Below are 19,794 nucleotides of genomic sequence, written 5' to 3'. Positions count from 1 at the left end.
TCGTGAGCACCAGACCCGACGTCGACTTCACCGACGGCACCTTCTACGCCGACGGTGGCGCGCGAGAGGCATACCGGTGGATGCGGGCCAACCAACCGGTGTTCCGCGACCGCAACGGGTTGGCCGCCGCCGCTAGCTACCAGGCCGTGCTCGACGCGGAACGCAAACCCGAACTGTTCTCCAACACCGGCGGCATCCGGCCCGAGACGCCAGGCATGCCGTACATGATCGACATGGACGATCCCGCACACGTGTTGCGGCGCAAGCTCGTCAACGCCGGCTTCACCCGTAAGCGGGTCATGGACAAGGTGCCGTCGATCGCTGCGCTGTGCGACACCCTGATCGACTCGGTGTGCGAGGCGGGGGAGTGCGACTTCGTCCGCGACATCGCCGCGCCGCTGCCCATGGCCGTCATCGGCGACATGCTCGGTGTGCTGCCCGAGGAGCGCAGCCTGCTACTGGAATGGTCCGACGACCTGGTCACGGGTCTTAGCTCGCACATCGACGAGACCTCCGCCCAGGCCATGATGGCGGCGTTCGCCGGCTACACCGCGTTCACGATGGACATCATCGGCAAGCGACGGGCCGAGCCGACCGAGGACCTGTTCTCGATCCTGGTCAACGCCGAGGTCGAGGGTCAGCGGATGGCCGACGACGAGATCGTCATGGAGACCCTGCTGATCCTCATCGGCGGCGACGAGACCACCCGGCACACGCTCTCCGGCGGCACGGAACAGCTTCTGCGGCATCGTGATCAGTGGGAGGCGCTGGTGGCGAACGGCGATCTGCTGTCCGGGGCGATCGAGGAGATGCTGCGCTGGACCTCCCCGGTGAAGAACATGTGCCGCACGCTCACCGCGGACACCACCTTTCACGGCACGGATCTGCGCGCGGGCGAGAAGATCATGCTGATGTTCGAGTCCGCGAACTTCGACGAAGCCGTCTTCGGTGACCCGGAGAACTTTCGCATCGACCGAAACCCCAACAGCCACCTGGCCTTTGGCTTTGGTTCCCACTTCTGCCTCGGCAACCAACTGGCCCGTCTCGAGCTGTCGATGATGACCAAGCGCGTGCTGGAGCGGTTGCCCGATTTGCGGCTGGCCGACGACGCCGCGGTACCGCTGCGGCCGGCCAACTTCGTGAGCGGGCCCGAGGCGATGCCGGTGGTCTTCACGCCGACCGCCCGCGTGCTCGGTTGACCATGGCCTCTTGCGGCGTGAACCCTCTGCGGAAAATGGGTGGCTGAACCGCCGAGGATTCACGACCGGCGAGCCACGGCCTTGCCAATCCGGTGCAAGATGGCTCCCGGAGGGTCCTCGGCGGTAACCCGGATGACGATCCACCCAAGCTCGGCGAGCTGTTCGGTGCGCCGAATGTCGCGGGTCATCTGTCGGCGGTCGGTCCAGTGATGCTCGCCGTCGTACTCGACGGCGATCTTCCAGTCCTCCCAGCCCACGTCGACGCGCGCGACGACTTGGCGGTACTCGTCGAGCACCGGGATCTGAGTCTGCGGACGGGGTAGCCCCGATCGGACGATGAGCAGCCGCAACCACGTTTCGCGCGGTGACTCGGCGCCGGCGTCGACGAGCTCGAGCGTCGCTCTCGCGCGTCGTATCCCGTTGCGCCCCGGGTAGCGGTTCACCAGCAGGCCGACGTCGGCCATCGTGAGGCGGGTGGCTCTGGCCAACGCGTCGATTGCGGGTACGGCTCGGTCGGGCGGTTGACGGCTCGCGATGTCGAGGGCCGTGCGCGCTGCGCTCGTCACGCGCATCCCGTCGACGACCTCGATCTCGTCGTCGCCAATGCGATCCGCCCAGGTCTGAACGTTCGCGGGTCGGTGCCGGTTGGGATGGATCAACTGCGCCGGTGCGGCGGCGTCCACCCACTTGGCTCCGAGCAACGCCGCCGCCGACCGGCCGGCGACGATGCCGCGACGTCGGGACCACAGGTACGCCGCCCGCGCCTTCGTGTGCGCCGTGACCGGGACGCCTGACTCGACGTACACGCCGGGGAAGAGGATCACATGACCGGTGCGCAGTCGGTGCGACGTGAGCCGGCCCGCATCGAGCGCTTCACGACCAATGAACGGCTGATTCATGGCCGGAGTCTGCCGAGGGGTACCGACAGCCGTCGGTTGTGAACTCTCCGCGGCGAAAGGGCCGTCAAATCGCAGAGGATTCACGAGGACAGACCCGTCACACGGGGTTGATCTCCTCGAGGTTGCGTCGTGAGGTCTTCGGACCGACCCAGGCGACAGCGGCGGTGGCAATCGCCAGCGCGACGAGCACGACGGTGAACATCGCCGTGGCGCCGTACTCGTCGAGCACGGGAATCAGCACGAACGGCAGTGCCGCGCTGGACAACCGCGACAGCGAGTAGGTCCACCCGACGGCCGTCGCCCGCACGTCGGTCGGGAAGATCTCGGCCTGGTACACGTGATAGCAGTTCGAGAACACGTTGCTCGTCGCCGTGGTCAGGAAGCCGAACACGACGATCAGGGCCGTCTGGTGCACGGTGGCGAACAGCAGACCGAAGGCCGCCAGGGCGCCGATCGACCCCATGACGAGGTACTTGCGTTCGAACCACCTCAGCAGCGGAATCGCCAGCACCGATCCGATGGGGTAGCCGAGGTAGGACAGCGACGTGTAGAGCAGTGACGTGGTGACGTCGTAGCCGCGGCTCACCAGGACCAGCGCGGCCAGCGTGCCGAAGCCGTAGTAGCCGAACGACTGGAAGACGTGGAACACCGCGAGCATGCCCAGTCGTTGGCGGTAGGGCGAGATGCCGAGCCGCTGCAGTGGTTTGGTGACCACCGCGGGCGGGGGCGAATCCGGCTCGCGGGTCGCGGCGACGGGCGCCGTCGTCGGGTCCGTCTCGAACCGCCGAAGGGCGGCCATGGCGTCGTCGGACCTCCCGACCCCGGCGAGCCAGCGCGGCGACTCCGGGAGTCCGCGCCGCAGGAGCGCCACCGCCACGGCGCCGATCGAGCCGATCACGAGCAGCAAGCGCCAGCCGGGTACGCCAAGCAGTCCGTGTTCGGTGAGGCCCAGCGACATGAACCCCAGCACCGGCACCGCGACGAACGAGCAGGTGTACGCCCACGCCGCCAGTCGGCCGCGGTCCGACTTCGGCAGCACGTCGGACAGGTAGGCGTCGGCGACGGGGTATTCGGCGCCGATGCCGAGGCCGGCCAGGAACCGAGTGGCGACCAGCATTGCGGGGTTGAGGGAGAACGCGCCGATCAGCGTCCACACGGAGAACCAGGTCAGGTTGAACAGGAACGCGCGGCGGCGGCCGATGCGGTCGGCGAGCCCGCCGAGCGCCGCCGAACCGATGAACATGCCGAGGAACGTCGACGCCAGCAGCAGCTTGAGCTCCGTGCCGCCGAGGTCGTACTGCGTCTTGAGGGTCGTGCTGATGGTGCTCGAGAGGAAGATCTCGTAGATCTCGAAGAACAGGCCGAGACCGACGGCGAGGACCACCCTGCGATGCATCGGACCGACCGAGAGGTCGTCGAGGCGTTGACCGATGTCGGCGAGTAGCGCGTCGTTCGTCTGGGCCACGCGCTCATCTTGCTACTTCATCTGGAAGTTGGGCGCCCGCTTCTCCTTGAACGCCAGCGGACCTTCCTTGGCATCGGCGGACATGAACACCCCGATGCCGAGCTTGGTGTCGACCTGGAACGCGTCGAGCTCGTGCATGCCCTCGGTGTCGTGGATGGACTTCAGGATGGCTTGGACGGCCAGCGGCCCGTTCGCGTTGACCAACTCGGCGATCTCGAGTGCCTTGTCGAGCGCCGACCCGTCGGGCACCACGTAGCCGATCAACCCGTAGGACAGTGCCTCGGCGGCAGTGATGTGGCGGCCGGTCAGCAGCAGGTCGCACGCAATCGTGTACGGGATCTGGCGCGGCAGCCGCACCGCGGAGCCGCCCATCGGATACAGACTCCACTTCGCCTCGGAGATGCCGAACTTGGCGCTCTCGCCGGCGATGCGGATGTCGGTGCCCTGCAGGATCTCCGTGCCACCGGCGATCGCGGGGCCCTCGACTGCGGCGATCAACGGCTTGGTCAGCCGTCGGCCCTTGAGCAGTCCGTCGATGCGGGTGGGGTCGAAGCCACCGCTCTTGAAGGAGTCGCCGGGTGGCGCCTTGGTCGCGGCCTTGAGATCCATGCCGGCGCAGAAGTAGCCGCCCGCCCCGGTGAGGATGCACGAACGGATCTCGGGATCGGAGTCGACGCGGTCCCAGGCCTCGACCATGATCGAGAGCATCTCGGTCGACAGCGCGTTGCGCGCCTCCGGCCGGTTCAGCGTCAGGATCAGCGTGTGTCCGCGCTGCTCGATGAGGGCGTCGGGCCCCTTTTCCGACTCGGTCACCGATATCCGCCCTTCGCCATCATTGCCACAGACTTGTCACGAAATGTAACACGTTCTAGTTTAGGTTCCGTGGCCCTGAATATCGCCGATCTCGCCGAGCACGCAATCGATGCCGTGCCAGACCGCGTCGCCCTGATCTCCGGCGACCAACAGCTGACGTACGCCGAGTTGGAGGGCAAGGCCAACCGTTTCGCGCACTACCTGATCGACCAGGGCGTGGAGAAGGACGACAAGGTCGGTCTCTACTGCCGCAACCGCATCGAGATCGTCATCGCGATGCTCGGCATCGTGAAGGCGGGCGCGATCCTCGTCAACGTCAACTTCCGCTATGTCGAGGGTGAACTCAAGTACCTGTTCGACAACTCCGACATGGTCGCGCTGGTGCACGAGCGGCGCTATGCCGACCGCGTCGCCAACGTGCTGCCCGAGACGCCGAAGGTGAAGACCATCCTGGTGGTGGAGGACGGTAGCGATGACGACTTCCAGCGCTACGGCGGCGTCGAGTTCTACTCGGCACTGGAGCAAGGCTCACCCGAGCGCGACTTTGGCCCACGCAGCGCCGACGACATCTACCTGCTCTACACCGGTGGCACGACCGGTTTTCCCAAGGGTGTCATGTGGCGCCACGAGGACATCTACCGAGTTCTGTTCGGCGGCACCGACTTCGCCACCGGTGAGCCCGTCGCCGACGAGTACGACCTGGCCAAGGCCGCGGCGGCGAACCCGCCGATGATCCGGCTGCCCATTCCGCCGATGATCCACGGCGCCACCCAGTCGGCCACGTGGATGTCGCTGTTCTCCGGTCAAACCGTGGTGCTGGCACCGGAATTCGACGCCGACGAGGTCTGGCGGATGATCCACGAGCACAAGGTCAACCTGCTGTTCTTCACCGGTGACGCGATGGCCCGGCCGCTGCTGGACGCCCTGCTTGCCCACCAGGAGAAGGGGACCGAATACGACCTCAGCTCGTTGTTCCTGCTCGCCAGCACCGCGGCGCTGTTCTCCATCAGCATCAAGGAGAAGTTCCTCGAACTGCTGCCCAACCGGATCATCACCGACTCGATCGGGTCCTCGGAGACCGGCTTCGGCGGCACCAGCGTCGTCGCGAAGGGCCAGTCGCACACCGGCGGTCCGCGCGTCACCATCGACAAGAACACCGTGGTGCTCGACGAGGACGGCAACGAGGTCGTCCCCGGATCGGGCAAGCGCGGCATCATCGCCAAGCGCGGGCACATCCCCGTCGGCTACTTCAAGGACGAGAAGAAGACCGCCGAGACGTTCCAGACGATCAACGGTGTGCGCTATGCCATTCCGGGCGACTACGCCGAGGTGGATGCCGATGGCAGTGTGACGATGCTGGGCCGCGGCTCGGTGTCCATCAACAGCGGTGGCGAGAAGATCTACCCCGAAGAGGTCGAAGCCGCACTGAAGGGACATCCCGACGTGTTCGACGCGCTGGTGGTGGGCGTGCCCGACCCGCGCTTCGGTCAGCACGTCGCGGCGGTCGTGCACCCCAGGGAGGGCACGCGGCCGACGCTCGCCGAACTCGACGCCTTCGTGCGCACCGAGATCGCCGGATACAAGGTGCCGCGCAGCCTGTGGCTCGTCGACGAGGTGAAGCGTTCCCCTGCTGGGAAACCCGACTACCGCTGGGCCAAGGACACCACCGAGGAACGTCCGGCCGACGACGTTCACGCCAAGCATGCGGGAGCCACGACATGAAGACCGAACTGTGTGAACGCTTCGGCGTCGAGTACCCGATCTTCGTCTTCACGCCGTCGGAGAAGGTAGCCGCCGCGGTCACCCGAGCCGGCGGTCTCGGCGTGCTCGGCTGCGTGCGCTTCAACCAGGCCGACGACCTCGAGCGGGTCCTGCAGTGGATGGACGAGAACACCGACGGTAAGCCGTACGGCGTGGACATCGTGATGCCCGCCAAGGTGCCGACGGAGGGCACGGCGGTCGACATCGACAAGCTCATTCCGCAGACGCACCGGGAATTCGTCGACAAGACGCTCGCCGACCTCGGGGTGCCACCGCTGCCCGACGACGAGGAGAAGTCCGAAGGCGTTCTGGGGTGGCTGCATTCGGTCGCCAGGTCGCACGTGGAGGTGGCGCTCAAGCACCCGATCAAGCTGATCGCCAACGCGTTGGGCACCCCGCCCAAGGACGTCATCGACCAGGTGCACGCGGCCGGCGTTCCGGTGGCCGCGTTGGCGGGCAGCGCCAAGCACGCCCTTCGCCATCTCGACATTGGCGTCGACGTCGTCGTCGCCCAGGGGCACGAGGCGGGTGGTCACACCGGCGAGATCGCGTCGATGGTCCTGGTGCCCGAGGTGGTCGACGCTCTCGGCGGCAAGGCCGCGGTGCTCGCCGCGGGCGGCATCGGAACCGGCCGACAGGTGGCCGCGTCGCTGGCACTCGGCGCCCAGGGCGTGTGGATGGGTTCGGCGTTCCTCACCGCGGCCGAGTACGACCTCGGCGTGCGCGGCGCGTCAGGCGTCTCGGTGATCCAGGAGGCGATGCTCGCCGCGACCTCCGGCGACACCGTGCGCCGAAAGATCTACACCGGCAAGCCCGCTCGGCTCTTGAAGTCGCGGTGGACCGAGGCATGGGACGCCGAGGGCGCGCCCGAACCGCTGCCGATGCCGCTGCAGAACATCCTGGTCAGCGAAGCCCACCAGCGTATGAACGAGGCCAAGGACCCCACTGCGGTCGCGATGCCCGTGGGTCAGATCGTGGGGCGGATGAACGAGATTCGGCCGGTTGCCGACATCATGGCAGAACTGGTGAGTGGCTTCGAGGAGACCACCCGGCGCCTGGACGGCATTCGCGGCTGAGACGTTTCCTGTTCGGTCAGCCGATCGTGGTGTCGCTGTCGATCTTCTCGGTCGCCGAGGCCAGCACGTCACCAGCCGCGTCGGGCCCGTCGACGTTGAGTTGCAACACGTACAGCCCGTCGGCGGCGGGGATCACGACGGTCTTCTGGGCGATGAAACGCGTTGCGCCGTCGCGGGTGTAGGTACCGCCGAGGACGTAGGCCGGGTAGTCACCCAGCGTGCTGGTCTCGCCTTCGTTGCCAGGCTTGTAGTCCGGCAGGTTGTTCAGCTCGCCGGGCGCCAGGTCGATGATCTTCTGGGGGTCGACGTCGCCGCTGAGTTTCGACATCAGGGCGACGATGTTGGGCGGATCGGCCTCGAATTCCGGTCCGCTGTAGACGATCGCACCGTAGGCGTAGTCAGGAGCCTCCTCTGGCTTGAGCGGCCGCCACCCGTCCGGAACGGGGAGGTTGACCGCGGGAGCGTTCGGATCGCCCATCTTGACGCCCGATTCCTGAATGCCGTTCTCCTTGATGTAGTCGGCGATCGTCGGATTCGTACCTGCCATCTGACCAGGGGTCCCGGTGGCCTTGGGCGTCGCGGAGGTGCTCGAGGTGGACGACGACGTGCTCGTCGCGGAGCTACTGGAGGCAGCCGTCTTGGAGTCCGAGCCGCAACCGGACAGGACGACGGAAAGGGCGGTGACGGCCGCGGCCACACCGGTGAGCGCCGAAGATCTCATGCGTTGACTCCTCGTATTCGGATACTTCACTCGTGGAGACTGCTGGTAGGCGAGGTGGCTGTCCGGAGCGAAGCGTAGCTTCCGCGCGGCGTCGACGGCGAGGTCCTGGCCGACGGCGTCAGTCGCTGACGGGCATTTGCTCGAACGGTGTCAGCGGCGGATGGCGTACACGGGGTCGTCGCAATCGAGGCCCTGGGCTGACAGCACGCGCTTGATCACCTTGAACGTCTCCGTGCGTGGGAGCGTCCTGCCCACGCGCACGAAGGACGGCCACTGCTTCGGGCCGAGGTCGGGTTGCTCGGCCAGGAAGGCCGCGAAGGCCTCGGGGTCGAACACCGCGCCGTCGACGAGGACCAGTGCTGCCATCACCCGATCGCCGACGGCGGGGTCGGGGATGGGGTACACGGCGACCTCGAGAACATCGGGGTATCGCAACAGGATTCGCTCGATCGGCGCCGTTCCGAGATTCTCGCCGTCGACGCGCATCCAATCACCGAGGCGACCCGCGAAGTACAGGAACCCGGCGTCGTCACGGTAGGCGAGGTCACCGCTGTGGTACATCCCGTCGCGCATGCGGTCCCGCTCGGCGGCCTCGTCGCCGTAGTAGCCGCGGAACCAGCCGCGGCCCCGGGGGTTGACGAGTTCCCCGACCTTGCCGGGCGGGCACGGTTCGCCGGTCTCGACGTCGACGACGGCGACCTCGTCGGTCAGCGGACCCAGGGAGCCCTCGGGCGTGTCCGGCGTGCGGGCGACGGCGATGCCGCCCTCCGTCGAGCCGAATCCGTCGACGACGTAGGCGCCGAATCGGGCCGCGAAGCGCGGCAGGTCCCGTGGTGCGCCCTCGTTGCCGTACATGAATCGCAGCGGGTTGTCCGCGTCGTCGTCGCGGGGTGGGGTGGCCAGGACGTAGGAGAGCGGTTTGCCGACGTAGTTGGCGTACGTAGCACGGTAGCGACGGACGTCGGGAATGAACTGAGAGGCGGAGAACTTGCGCCGCAGGGCAATCGAGCCTCCGGCGGCGACGGCCACGGCCCAACCCGCCATGATGGCGTTGGAGTGGAACAGCGGCATCGCGAGATAGAACGTGTCCTCGGGGCCCAGCCCGAACCGCTCGGCCAGCATCGAACCCGGGAACGCGACCTTGTCGTGCGTCACCCGTACTGCCTTGGGCTCGCCACTGGTGCCCGAGGTGAAGATGAGCATGAACAGATCATCGGGGCCGGTGTCGGCGAACGTGACGGGCGCGTCCCCACACGATGCCAACTCCTCTGCCCACGAGGATGATTCGACGTCGATGACTGGAACCCCGTCGGGAACCGCGTCACCCAAGGCCGCCAGGTCGTCGGTCAGCACGAGTTGACAGTCGGAGCGGGCGACGTCGCGGGCGAACGCCGACCCCCGCCGGGTGGGGTTAAGGCCCACCGTGACCAGACCGGAGAGACCGGCCGCCACCAGCACCGACGAGAAGGAGGTCGTGTTGCCCAGCATGACCCCGACGTGCATCGGCTTCGCCGGATCCATGCGCGCGGACAGCGCCTGGGCGACCCGAGCACCGTCGCGAAGATGATCGCGCCAGCTGACGAAGGAATCGCCGTCGTACACCCCGCGATCGGTGACGGCCGCCAGTGGCGCGAGCAGATCGGTGACGGTGGGGTAGGACTCGTCGGGCACCTGTTAGGCGGGGGTCTCGGCCAGTTCGCGACCGATGCGCAACAGCTGCCCGGTCGCCCCGCCCACGGCGAACTCACCCTGCTTGGCGGCGAGGAAGTACCGATGCACGGGATGGTCGACGTCGATGCCCACGCCACCGTGCACGTGGACCGCGGTGTGCGCGACCCGGTGGCCTGCCTCGGCCGCCCAGAACGCAGCCGTGCCGACTTCGAGGTCGGCGGACAGGTCCTCCGACAGCCGCCACGCCGCCTGAGTCACCGTCAGCCGGAGACCCTTGACGTCGATGTAGCCGTCGGCGAGCCGCTGGCCCACCGCCTGGAAGCTGCCGATGGGTCGGTCGAACTGCTCACGCTCACGCGCGTACTGCGCGGTCAGTTCTAGCGCGCGTTCGAGGACGCCAAGCTGGAAGGCGCTGCGTCCCAGAGTGGCTCGGGTGACCAGCCAGGATGCGACCTCGTCGCCGCCGACGACCCGGTCGGCGTCCAGTTCGGTGGCCTGCAGGTCGAGATGACCGACGCTGCCGTGGCCGGTGGTGTCCAGCGACGTCACCGATGCGCCCGCGTCGGAGGCGGAGACGAGGAACACCCGGGTGCCGGCCTCGGTCTCGGCGGGTACCAGGAAGGCGTCGGCGACCGGTCCGTAGGCGACCAGTGCCCGCGATCCGGTGAGCCGGTACCCGGTGCCGACCGACTGGGCCTGGACCGGTCCCTCGCCCATGTCGCCGTCCAGCGCGACGGTCAGGATCTTCTCACCGCCGACCGCGGGTACGGCCCAATCGCGCTGCAACGACTCAGATCCGAACCTCGCGAGCGCGCCCGCGCCGAGCACGACGGACTCCAGGTAGGGGACGGCCGCGAGCTGACGACCGAGTGCGACGAGAACCGCAGTCTCCTCGAGAGCGCCAAAACCGCCGCCGCCCAATGACTCCGGCGCCGTAGTGGACAGGACGTCGGCATCGGTGAGCTTGGCCCACAGCTCGCGGTCGAACCGCTCGTCCTGCTTGTCGAGTTCGCGCTGACGCTCGGGCGTGCAGACCGCGTCGACGATCGAACGTGCCAGGCCACCGAGATCGGTCGCCGCCTCAGTTGTCGAGAAATCCATGTGAGGTCTTCGCTCCCTTAACGGTTCACTCGGGGCAGGCCGAGGGCGACCATGCCGATGATGTCGCGCTGGATCTCGTTGGTGCCGCCGCCGAAGGTCAGGATCAGGCACGACCGGTGCATCCGCTCGATGCGCCCGCGCAATTGCGCGCCGGGGGAGTCGGTGCGCAGCGTCGCGGCCGTCCCCATCACCTCCATCAGGAGCCGATAGGCCTCGGTGGCCATCTCGGTGCCGTACACCTTGGCAGCCGAGGCGTCGGCGGGGGACGGCGCCTCGTCGGTGGAGGAGGCGAGCTCCCAGTTGATCAGTTTGAGGACTTCGCCCTTGGCGTGCACGCGAGCGAGGTTGAGCTGCACCCATTCCGAATCGATCAACCGGTTGCCCCGGGCGTCCTTGGTGTTCTGTGCCCACTCGCGAACCGCTCCGAGCGCGGCGAAGATCGGCTGAGCCGACACCAGGGCGACGCGTTCGTGGTTGAGCTGATTGGTGACGAGCTTCCAGCCGGCGTTCTCCTCGCCGACCAAGGCCGACGTCGGCACGCGGACGTCCTGGTAGTAGGTGGCGCTGGTGTCCACGCCGGACATGGTGTGAACGGGGGTCCACGAAAAGCCCTCGGCCGTCGTGGGCATGATCAGCATCGAGATGCCGCGGTGCTTCTTGGCCTCGGGGTTCGTCCTGACGGCAAGCCACACGTAGTCCGCGTAGGCGATCAGGCTGGTCCACATCTTTTGGCCGTTGATCACGTAGTCGTCACCATCGCGCACCGCGGTGGTACGCAGAGCGGCCAGGTCGGTGCCGGCGCCGGGTTCGGAATAGCCGATGGAGAAGTGCAACTCACCGGCGGCGATCTTCGGCAGGAAGAACTGCTTCTGCTCGTCGGAGCCGAAGTGCATGATCGTCGGCGCGACGCTGTTGATCGTCAGGAACGGCACCGGCACGTTCGCGATCGACGCCTCGTCGTTGAAGATCAGCCCGTCCATGGGAGATCGTTCCTGCCCGCCGTACTCCTTGGGCCAACTGAGGGTCAGCCACCCGTCCGTGCCCATTTGCTTGACGGTGTCGCGGTAGACGCTGCCGCGGCCCATCTCGCCACCGTCGCCCGCACTGAGTGCCTCGGCCCGCTCGGGTGTCATCAACTTGGTGAAGTACGAGCGCAACTCGCGGCGCAACTCCTCCTGCTCGGGGCTATAGCCGATCCGCATCGTCGCCGTCCTCACTGTCTCCGCGCGGGTTCCCGCACTGGTCTGGGGACCCATGGCCCTCTCCGGTTGTAACACGTTCTAGTCTTGGAATCCAGGCATGGTTATCCTGATCCGACGCCGGGCGGGGTGCGCACCGGGTTTCGAGGAGGTAGTCAATGCGAGTCGAAGTCGATCGTGATCGCTGTGAGGGCAACGCGGTATGCGTGGGGATCGCCCCGGACCTGTTCGATTTGGACGACGAGGACTATGCGGTGATCAAGGCCGACCCGGTGCCGTCCGGCCGGGAGGACCTCGCCGAGCAATCGGTGGCCGAATGCCCGCGCGCCGCCCTGATCCGCAAAGACTAGAGGTATTCGTAAATTGAGCACGCAGAGTAAGTCCACGGATCTGTCCGGATTGGTTGCGGTGGTGACCGGCGCGGCTGCGGGGCTCGGCCGAGCCGAGGCGATCGGCTTGGCCAGGGTCGGCGCGACCGTGGTCGTCAACGACGTCGCCGGCGCGCTGGACCGATCCGACGTGCTCGACGAGATCGCCGCCGCGGGGTCCAAGGGCGTCGCGGTCGCCGGCGACATCAGTGCCCGTAGCACCGCCGACGAACTGGTCGCGACCGCCGACGGGCTCGGCGGTCTGTCGATCGTCGTGAACAACGCGGGGATCACGCGTGACCGCATGTTGTTCAACATGACCGACGAGGACTGGGATGCCGTCATCGCCGTGCACCTGCGCGGCCACTTCCTGCTGACCCGCAATGCCGCGACCTACTGGCGGGCCAAGGCCAAGGACAACGGCGGCACGGTCTACGGCCGCCTGGTCAACACGTCGTCGGAGGCGGGTCTGGCGGGTCCGGTCGGGCAGGCCAACTACGGCGCGGCCAAGGCGGGCATCACCTCGCTGACGTTGACCGCGGCACGCGGCCTCGCGCGTTACGGCGTCCGCGCCAATGCGATCGCGCCACGCGCCAGGACGGCGATGACGGCCGACGTCTTCGGCGATGCTCCACCGCTGGCCGAGGGGCAGATCGACGGGCTCTCCCCAGAGCACGTGGTCACGCTCGTGCAGTACCTGTCCTCGCCGGCGTCGGAAGGCGTGAACGGACAGCTCTTCATCGTCTATGGTCCAACCGTGACGCTGGTGGCGGCACCGACGGCCGAGAAGCAGTTCACCGCGGGATCGGACGCCTGGGCCGTAGACGACCTCGGCTCGACGATGAGCGCGTACTTTGCTGATCGTGATCCCGAACTGGGATTCTCGGCCAACGCGCTGATGTCGTCGCGAGACTGACAGTCTCGGTTGTCACGCGCTGAGGACGACTAGAACACGTTCCAGAATGACCTACGTCACAGTGGCTCTGACCTGCGAAGATACCCCAATTTGAGGGAATTCCACCGTTCTTTGACACTGTGAACGTGTTCTAGTTAATATGAGCCGGCTCACTAAGAGCGGCGTTGCACGCAGTGGTGGGAAGTGCGTCGCGGCTCGTAGTTTCGAACTATTCGCCGTCATCGCATTTCGACCCCCGACCCGAGAACGGAGTCCAGGTTGAAGGAACAGCTGACGGCTCCGGCGCGGGCCGTCGGCGGATTCTTCGAGATGTCCCTGGACACCTTCGTCAAGATCTTCCGTCGGCCCTTTCAGTTCCGTGAGTTCCTCGAGCAGACGTGGATGATCGCCCGTGTCTCGCTGGTCCCGACGCTGTTGGTCGCCATTCCCTTCACCGTCCTGGTGGCGTTCACGCTCAACATCCTCCTTCGCGAACTCGGCGCTGCCGACCTCTCCGGCGCGGGCACCGCGTTCGGCACCATCACGCAGCTCGGTCCCGTGGTGACGGTGCTGGTGGTCGCCGGTGCCGGCGCCACGGCAATCTGTGCCGACCTCGGCGCCCGCACCATCCGCGAGGAAATCGACGCGATGCGCGTGCTGGGCATCGACCCGATCCAGCGCCTCGTCGTACCCCGGGTGCTGGCGTCGACCCTGGTGGCGCTTCTGCTCAACGGTCTCGTGTGCGCCATCGGCATCGCCGGCGGTTACGTCTTCTCGGTGTTCCTGCAGGGCGTCAACCCGGGCGCCTTCATCAATGGGTTGACCATCCTCACCGGGCTCGGCGAGCTGGTGCTCGCCATGTTCAAGGCGTTGCTGTTCGGCCTGATGGCGGGGCTGGTCGGGTGCTACCGCGGGCTCACCGTCAAGGGTGGTCCCAAGGGCGTCGGCGTCGCGGTGAACGAGACGGTGGTCTACGCGTTCATCTGCCTGTTCGTCATCAACGTGATCCTGACCGCGGTCGGGGTTCGGGTGTTGGCGCGATGAGTTACGACGCGACACTGCGCATCCGCCGGTTCTTCCGGGGCGTGCCGAAGGCGATCGACACGGTGGGCGAGCAGGCGCTCTTCTACGGCGAGTCGGTGCGCTACATCCCCAACGCCCTGACCCGGTACCGCAGGGAGACCATCCGCCTGATCGCCGAGATGACCATGGGCGCCGGCGCCCTGGTGATGATCGGCGGCACCGTCGGCGTGGCCGCATTCCTGACGCTGGCCTCCGGCGGTGTGATTGCCGTCCAAGGCTATTCGTCGCTGGGCAACATCGGCATCGAGGCGCTGACCGGCTTCCTCTCGGCGTTCCTGAACGTCCGCATCGTGGCACCCGTCATCGCGGGCATCGCCCTGGCCGCGACGATTGGCGCGGGTACCACCGCGCAACTAGGCGCCATGCGCGTGGCCGAGGAGATCGACGCCGTCGAGGCGATGGCGGTGCACTCGGTGTCCTACCTGGTGTCGACGCGCATCATCGCCGGCTTGATCGCCATCATCCCGCTGTACTCGCTGTCGGTGCTGGCGGCGTTCTTCGCCGCGCGCTTCACGACGGTGTTCATCAACGGGCAGTCGGCAGGCCTATACGACCACTACTTCAACACGTTCCTGGTGCCAACGGACCTGCTGTGGTCGTTCCTGCAAGCCATCGTGATGTCGGTGGCGGTGATGCTGGTGCACACCTACTACGGCTACAACGCATCCGGTGGTCCGGTCGGCGTCGGGATCGCCGTCGGTCAGGCCGTCCGGACCTCGCTGATCGTCGTGGTGACGATTACCCTGTTCATCTCCCTGGCCGCCTACGGCGCGTCGGGCAACTTCAACTTGTCCGGATAGGCGGGTCGAATCATGGGCGATGCCAAGCGCAGTCACGTCAGGATCGCTGCGGCGATCCTCGCGGCTGTCCTGCTGGCTGCGGTCGTGTTCACCTACCTGTCGTACACGGCGGCGTTCACCCGCACCGACACGGTGACGGTCACCGCACCGCGCGCCGGCCTGGTGATGGAGACCGACGCCAAGGTTAAGTACCGCGGTATCCAGATTGGCAAGGTCGAGTCCATCGAGTACGCCGGCGACCAAGCCAAGCTGACGCTGGCCATGGACAGCAGCCAGATGAAGTTCGTGCCGTCCAACGCGAAGGTGCGCATCGCGGGTACGACGGTCTTCGGCGCCAAGGCCGTCGAATTCCTGACACCCGATGAGCCCACGGGCGGCTCGTTGCGGCCCGGCGCCCAGGTGAACGCCCCCGACGTGCAACTCGAGGTGAACACCCTCTTCCAGTCGCTGACCGACACGCTGCAGAAGGTCGACCCGATCAACCTCAACGCCACGCTGAGTGCTTTGGGCGAGGGCCTCCGCGGCCACGGCGACGACCTCGGTGCCACGCTGTCGGGCCTGAACTACTACCTCCAGCAGTTCAATCCGAAGTTGCCGCAGCTGCAGCAGGTGTTCCAGAAGACCGGCGTCGTCGGCAACATCTACGCCGACGCCGCACCCGACCTGGTCACCGTGTTCGACAACACCCCGACGATCAGCAACACCCTCGTCGACCAGCAGGACAACCTCAACGCAACGCTGCTGGCTGCCACGGGGCTGGCCAACAACGGCACCGCGACCCTGCAGCCCGGTGCCGAGGACCTCATCGCCGCGGTCCAGCGACTGCGCGCCCCGCTGAAGGTCCTCGGGGACTACTCCCCGGAATACGGATGTGTGCTGAAAGCAGTCAGAATCGCGGTCGAGCGATTTGCGCCGATCATCGGAGGGATCCGGCCGGGACTATTCGTCTCGTCCAACTTCCTGCCCGGCGCCCCTGCCTACACCTATCCGGAAAGCCTGCCCATCGTCAATGCGTCCGGCGGGCCGAATTGCCGCGGACTTCCGGATATCCCGTCCAAGCAGTACGGCGGTTCCTGGTATCGCCCACCGTTCCTGGTCACCGACAACGCGTACATTCCGTACCAGCCGAACACCGAGTTGCAGTTCGACGCGCCGTCGACACTGCAGTTCCTGTTCCACGGCGCGTACGCGGAAAGGGATGACTTCTAACGATGAAGCGCGACAAGACCGTCGTCTACGTCAGCATCTTCACCGTTGCCATGCTCCTGGTGGCGGCGGGTCTGGTGGTCGTCTTCGGTCAGTTCCGCTTCGGATCGGGCAACACCTTCCACGCCACGTTCACCGAGGCGTCGCGACTCAAGGCCGGCCAGGACGTCCGGATCGCCGGTGTGCCGGTGGGCTCGGTGAAGGACGTCGAACTCAATCCCGACAACACCGTCGACGTCGCATTCGACGTCGACGGTCGCTACCAGCTGTACACCTCGACCAGGGCCGTCGTGCGCTACCTGAACCTGGTCGGCGATCGTTATCTCGAAATCACCTCGGGCCCAGGGGAACTGCGAAAGTTGCCGGCCGGTGCCACGATCTCCAAGGAGAACACCCAACCCGCGCTGGACCTCGACGCTCTGCTCGGCGGGCTGCGCCCGGTGCTCAAGGGCCTCGACGGTAGCAAGGTCAACGAGGTCAGCAACGCCGTCATCGAACTGCTGCAGGGGCAAGGCGGATCGCTCTCGACGTTGCTCGCCAGCACGTCGAGCTTCACTCAGGACCTCGCCGCGCGCGACCAGCTGATCGGCGACACCATCGACAATCTCAACGCCGTGCTGGGCACCGTCGACGATAAGGGCACCCAGTTCAACACCGCGGTCGACCAGTTGCAGCAGCTCATCACCGGACTGGCTCAGAACCGCGATCCGATCGCCGGGGCCATCCCGCCGCTGGCCTCGGCCACCAACGACCTGACCGAGCTGCTGCAGACCGGACGACGGCCCATCCAGGGCGTCGTGGAGAATCTCCGGCCGCTGGCGCAGCGACTCGACGAGCGCAAGGGTGACGTCAACAAGGTCATCGAACCCCTCGCCGAGAACTATTTGCGGCTCAACGCCCTTGGTGCGTACGGAGCGTTCTTCAACATCTACTACTGCTCGATCCGCATGAAGATCAACGGCCCCGCGGGCAGCGACATCCTGATCCCGTTCGGCGGCCCGTCGGATCCGACCAAGGGGAGGTGCTCGGAGAATGGCTAGGCCCGGCGAGAGCAATCCCGTGCGCACCGGTGTCTTCGGCATCGCGCTGGTGACATGCCTGGTGCTGGTGTCCTTCGGGTACACCGGACTGCCGTTCTGGCCCCAGGGCAAGAACTACGAGGCGTACTTCACCGACGCCGGTGGGATCACCCCGGGCAACGACGTCAGCGTGTCGGGTATCAAGGTCGGCAAGGTGGACTCGGTCGAGCTCGCCGGGGACTCGGCTCTGGTGAAGTTCACCGTCGGCCGGAAGGTGCGGGTCGGCGATCAGTCCCTGGTGGCAATCAAGACCGACACGGTGCTCGGTCAGAAGTCGCTCGCCGTGACTCCCAAGGGTGGCGGCAGCACGACGATGATTCCGTTGGGCCGCACCACGACTCCCTACACCCTGAACACCGCCCTGCAAGATCTCGGCCAGAATGCGGGCGAGCTCGACAAGCCCAAGTTCGAGCAGGCGCTACAGGTGCTGACGGACACGCTGCGCGACGCCACCCCGCAGCTCCGCGGCGCCCTCGACGGCGTCGCCAGCCTGTCCCGCAGCATCAACAAGCGCGACGAGGCTCTAGAGCAGCTCCTCGCCCACGCCAAGAGGGTGTCCGACACGCTCGCTCAGCGCGCCGGCCAGGTCAACCAGTTGATCACCGACGGCAACCTGCTGTTCGCCGAACTCGACGACCGCCGGCAGGCGCTGAGCAACCTGATCGGTGGCATTCAGGCCGTCTCCGAGCAGCTCTCGGGCTTCGTCGCGGACAACAAGCGTGAGTTCGGGCCGGCGCTGCAGAAATTGAACGCCGTCCTCGACAACCTGCTGGAACGCAAGGAGCACATCGGCGAGGCGCTGCGCAGGTTGCCGCCCTATGCCACCACACTCGGTGAGGTCGTCGGCTCCGGATCCGGTTTCCAGATCAACCTCTACGGCCTGCCGCCCGCGAGCCTGTCCGAGGTGTTGCTCGACACGTACTTCCAGCCGGGCAAGCTGCCGGACAGCCTGGCCGACTATCTGCGCGGGTTCATCTCCGAGCGAGCTATCATTAGGCCGAAGTCGCCATGACGCATCAGAGTCCGACGGCTTCCCGTAACCGATGGCTGCGATTCGCAGTCGTCGCGATGCTGGTGGTCGCCCTCATCGGCGGCGTGTACGTGGTGTGGCCGTCGGCCAAGGGACACGAGGTCGTCGCCTACTTCCCGTCCACCGTCGGCTTGTACCCCGGTGACGACGTCCGCGTGGTCGGTGTCCCCATCGGCACGATCAAGTCCATCCAGCCCCGCGCCGACGACGTCAAGGTCACGATGACCGTCGACGGCGGCGTCAAGCTGCCCGCCGACGCGCGCGCCATCATCATCGCGCCGAACCTGGTGTCGGCCAGATTCATTCAGTTCACCCCGGCCTACACCGGCGGTGCGACGCTGGCCGACGGCGCCCAGATCGGCGTCGACCGCACCGGCGTGCCCATCGAGTGGGACGACGTCAAGACCCAGCTCACCCAGCTAAGTGCCTCGCTGGGAGCCAAGCAGGGCGACATGCAGGGGCCACTGGCCGCATTCGTCAACCAGGCGGCCGACACCTTCGACGGCAACGGCGACTCGTTCCGCAACGCATTGCGCGAACTGTCGCAGACGGCGGGCCGGCTCGGGGATTCGCGCACCGACTTGTTCGGCACCGTGCGCAACCTGCAGGTGCTGGTGAACGCGTTGGCCAACAGCAACGAGCAGATCGTCCAGTTCTCCAACCACGTGGCCTCGGTGTCGCAGGTGCTCGCCGACAGCTCGAAGGACCTCGACCAGACCCTCGGGGCGCTCAACCAGGCGCTGTCGGACGTCAAGGGCTTCCTCAACGACAACAACCCGGCGCTGATTGCCCAAATCAGCAAGCTGACCGACTTCACCAACCTGCTGACCGAGCACAGCGACGACATCGAGCAGATCCTGCATGTCACGCCCAACGGCCTCGCCAACTTCTACAACATCTACAACCCCGCCCAGGGCACCGTCGGCGGGTTGCTGTCCCTGCCCAACTTCGCCAACCCGGTGCAATTCATCTGCGGCGGCACCTATGATGTCGGCGCTACACCAGACAACTTCAAGCGCGCGGAGATCTGCCGCCAACGGATGGGCCCGGTGCTCAAGCGCCTCGCGGTCAATTACCCGCCGATCCTGTTCCACCCGATCAACAGCATCACGGCCTACAAGGGTCAGATCATCTACGACACACCGGAAACGGAGGCCAAGGCCCAGACCCCGGTGCCGTACCTACAGTGGCAACCCGCGCCGGGCGTGACGCCCCCGACCGTAGGACCCGACGGCAGGCTCACCGATCTCCTGCTGCCGCCGCCGCCGGTGCCCGGACAGGTGTCACAGGTCGGTGCTCCCGCCGAGGGATACGGCGTTCCGCCGGACGGCAGCGGTCCGCTGCCCGGACCGGCGCCCGCGCCCGCGCCAGGTCCACCGTTGCCAGCCGAAGCGGGGGGTGGTTAGCCGTGAGTCGCGATCGAATGTC

18 protein-coding genes are annotated in these 19,794 nt (G+C 66.7%); 11 read left to right on the top strand and 7 right to left on the bottom strand.

Going from position 1 to position 19,794, the window contains the following annotated elements; translation table 11 throughout:
• The first annotated feature begins 2 nt into the window (after positions 1-2).
• On the top strand, positions 3-1,199 hold the full coding sequence (locus ABZ195_RS05975; protein WP_355216108.1) for a cytochrome P450: 1,197 nt from the start codon (positions 3-5) through the stop codon (positions 1,197-1,199).
• A 59-nt stretch (positions 1,200-1,258) separates the two neighbouring features.
• Here the strand turns inward: ABZ195_RS05975 and ABZ195_RS05970 are convergent, their stop codons facing one another.
• The 3 genes from ABZ195_RS05970 to ABZ195_RS05960 form a co-directional block, all read right to left on the bottom strand.
• Positions 1,259-2,098, bottom strand: a complete 840-nt coding sequence (locus ABZ195_RS05970; RefSeq protein ID WP_355215724.1) for a DUF559 domain-containing protein — start codon at positions 2,096-2,098, stop codon at positions 1,259-1,261.
• Between the two features lie 97 nt (positions 2,099-2,195).
• On the bottom strand, positions 2,196-3,563 hold the full coding sequence (locus tag ABZ195_RS05965; protein ID WP_355215722.1) for an MFS transporter: 1,368 nt from the start codon (positions 3,561-3,563) through the stop codon (positions 2,196-2,198).
• 12 nt (positions 3,564-3,575) lie between these two features.
• Positions 3,576-4,376: a crotonase/enoyl-CoA hydratase family protein gene (locus ABZ195_RS05960; RefSeq protein ID WP_355215721.1), complete on the bottom strand. Its 801-nt coding sequence runs from the start codon at positions 4,374-4,376 to the stop codon at positions 3,576-3,578.
• A 33-nt stretch (positions 4,377-4,409) separates the two neighbouring features.
• Between ABZ195_RS05960 and ABZ195_RS05955 the strand changes: the two genes are divergently transcribed.
• Together ABZ195_RS05955 and ABZ195_RS05950 are read left to right on the top strand one after the other, a co-directional pair.
• Complete coding sequence (locus ABZ195_RS05955) at positions 4,410-6,098, top strand: acyl-CoA synthetase (protein ID WP_355215719.1); 1,689 nt, start codon at positions 4,410-4,412, stop codon at positions 6,096-6,098.
• Positions 6,095-7,213 (top strand): nitronate monooxygenase family protein, encoded by a 1,119-nt coding sequence (locus ABZ195_RS05950; protein ID WP_355215717.1) that lies wholly within the window; start codon positions 6,095-6,097, stop codon positions 7,211-7,213. Before ABZ195_RS05955 ends, ABZ195_RS05950 begins: the two co-directional genes overlap by 4 nt.
• 16 nt (positions 7,214-7,229) lie before the next feature.
• On the opposite strand, the gene ABZ195_RS05945 is transcribed toward ABZ195_RS05950, so the two are convergent.
• From ABZ195_RS05945 to ABZ195_RS05930, 4 genes are all read right to left on the bottom strand, one after another.
• A complete protein-coding gene (locus ABZ195_RS05945; RefSeq protein WP_355215715.1) occupies positions 7,230-7,934 on the bottom strand; it encodes an LpqN/LpqT family lipoprotein in 705 nt (234 codons plus the stop codon).
• Positions 7,935-8,084: 150 nt separating this feature from the next.
• Positions 8,085-9,605: a long-chain-fatty-acid--CoA ligase FadD17 gene (gene fadD17 / locus ABZ195_RS05940; protein WP_355215713.1), complete on the bottom strand. Its 1,521-nt coding sequence runs from the start codon at positions 9,603-9,605 to the stop codon at positions 8,085-8,087.
• Between the two features lie 3 nt (positions 9,606-9,608).
• On the bottom strand, positions 9,609-10,706 hold the full coding sequence (locus tag ABZ195_RS05935; RefSeq protein WP_355215712.1) for an acyl-CoA dehydrogenase family protein: 1,098 nt from the start codon (positions 10,704-10,706) through the stop codon (positions 9,609-9,611).
• Positions 10,707-10,723: 17 nt separating this feature from the next.
• Positions 10,724-11,908, bottom strand: coding sequence for an acyl-CoA dehydrogenase family protein (locus tag ABZ195_RS05930; protein ID WP_355215710.1), 1,185 nt, complete (start codon positions 11,906-11,908; stop codon positions 10,724-10,726).
• A gap of 155 nt (positions 11,909-12,063) precedes the next feature.
• On the opposite strand from ABZ195_RS05930, the gene ABZ195_RS05925 reads away from it, so the two are divergent.
• The 8 genes from ABZ195_RS05925 to ABZ195_RS05890 all read left to right on the top strand — a co-directional run bounded on the left by ABZ195_RS05925 (position 12,064) and on the right by ABZ195_RS05890 (position 19,772).
• On the top strand, positions 12,064-12,255 hold the full coding sequence (locus tag ABZ195_RS05925; RefSeq protein WP_355215708.1) for a ferredoxin: 192 nt from the start codon (positions 12,064-12,066) through the stop codon (positions 12,253-12,255).
• Between the two features lie 13 nt (positions 12,256-12,268).
• Positions 12,269-13,189, top strand: a complete 921-nt coding sequence (locus ABZ195_RS05920; RefSeq protein ID WP_355215706.1) for a 3-oxoacyl-ACP reductase — start codon at positions 12,269-12,271, stop codon at positions 13,187-13,189.
• A gap of 258 nt (positions 13,190-13,447) precedes the next feature.
• Complete coding sequence (locus ABZ195_RS05915) at positions 13,448-14,212, top strand: ABC transporter permease (RefSeq protein ID WP_263993733.1); 765 nt, start codon at positions 13,448-13,450, stop codon at positions 14,210-14,212.
• Positions 14,209-15,051, top strand: a complete 843-nt coding sequence (locus tag ABZ195_RS05910) for an ABC transporter permease (RefSeq protein ID WP_355215704.1) — start codon at positions 14,209-14,211, stop codon at positions 15,049-15,051. The genes ABZ195_RS05915 and ABZ195_RS05910 overlap by 4 nt, the downstream gene beginning before the upstream one ends.
• 12 nt (positions 15,052-15,063) lie before the next feature.
• Positions 15,064-16,260, top strand: a complete 1,197-nt coding sequence (locus ABZ195_RS05905) for an MCE family protein (RefSeq protein ID WP_355215702.1) — start codon at positions 15,064-15,066, stop codon at positions 16,258-16,260.
• 2 nt (positions 16,261-16,262) lie between these two features.
• Positions 16,263-17,297 carry an MCE family protein gene (locus ABZ195_RS05900; RefSeq protein ID WP_355215700.1) on the top strand — a complete coding sequence of 345 codons (1,035 nt, stop codon included), beginning with the start codon at positions 16,263-16,265 and terminating at the stop codon, positions 17,295-17,297.
• Positions 17,290-18,348 (top strand): virulence factor Mce family protein, encoded by a 1,059-nt coding sequence (locus ABZ195_RS05895; protein WP_355215698.1) that lies wholly within the window; start codon positions 17,290-17,292, stop codon positions 18,346-18,348. The genes ABZ195_RS05900 and ABZ195_RS05895 overlap by 8 nt, the downstream gene beginning before the upstream one ends.
• Positions 18,345-19,772, top strand: coding sequence for an MCE family protein (locus ABZ195_RS05890; RefSeq protein WP_355215696.1), 1,428 nt, complete (start codon positions 18,345-18,347; stop codon positions 19,770-19,772). The genes ABZ195_RS05895 and ABZ195_RS05890 overlap by 4 nt, the downstream gene beginning before the upstream one ends.
• The last annotated feature ends 22 nt before the right edge of the window (positions 19,773-19,794 follow it).

This window comes from Mycobacterium sp. NPDC006124, from assembly GCF_040614235.1.
In the GTDB taxonomy this organism is placed as follows: Bacteria; Actinomycetota; Actinomycetes; order Mycobacteriales; family Mycobacteriaceae; genus Mycobacterium.
The sequence above is the reverse complement of the archived record's forward strand: the minus strand, read 5'-3'. Positions and strand labels throughout refer to the sequence as shown.

What these genes read in the sequence shown, in the direction of transcription:
- ABZ195_RS05930 (WP_355215710.1), bottom strand. Translation starts at nt 11,908, where the DNA reads ATGCGGATCGGCTATAGCCCCGAGCAGGAGGAGTTGCGCCGCGAGTTG.
- ABZ195_RS05950 (WP_355215717.1), top strand. Translation starts at nt 6,095, where the DNA reads ATGAAGACCGAACTGTGTGAACGCTTCGGCGTCGAGTACCCGATCTTC.
- ABZ195_RS05970 (WP_355215724.1), bottom strand. Translation starts at nt 2,098, where the DNA reads ATGAATCAGCCGTTCATTGGTCGTGAAGCGCTCGATGCGGGCCGGCTC.
- ABZ195_RS05945 (WP_355215715.1), bottom strand. Translation starts at nt 7,934, where the DNA reads ATGAGATCTTCGGCGCTCACCGGTGTGGCCGCGGCCGTCACCGCCCTT.
- ABZ195_RS05925 (WP_355215708.1), top strand. Translation starts at nt 12,064, where the DNA reads ATGCGAGTCGAAGTCGATCGTGATCGCTGTGAGGGCAACGCGGTATGC.
- ABZ195_RS05905 (WP_355215702.1), top strand. Translation starts at nt 15,064, where the DNA reads ATGGGCGATGCCAAGCGCAGTCACGTCAGGATCGCTGCGGCGATCCTC.
- ABZ195_RS05900 (WP_355215700.1), top strand. Translation starts at nt 16,263, where the DNA reads ATGAAGCGCGACAAGACCGTCGTCTACGTCAGCATCTTCACCGTTGCC.
- ABZ195_RS05935 (WP_355215712.1), bottom strand. Translation starts at nt 10,706, where the DNA reads ATGGATTTCTCGACAACTGAGGCGGCGACCGATCTCGGTGGCCTGGCA.
- ABZ195_RS05895 (WP_355215698.1), top strand. Translation starts at nt 17,290, where the DNA reads ATGGCTAGGCCCGGCGAGAGCAATCCCGTGCGCACCGGTGTCTTCGGC.
- ABZ195_RS05890 (WP_355215696.1), top strand. Translation starts at nt 18,345, where the DNA reads ATGACGCATCAGAGTCCGACGGCTTCCCGTAACCGATGGCTGCGATTC.
- ABZ195_RS05910 (WP_355215704.1), top strand. Translation starts at nt 14,209, where the DNA reads ATGAGTTACGACGCGACACTGCGCATCCGCCGGTTCTTCCGGGGCGTG.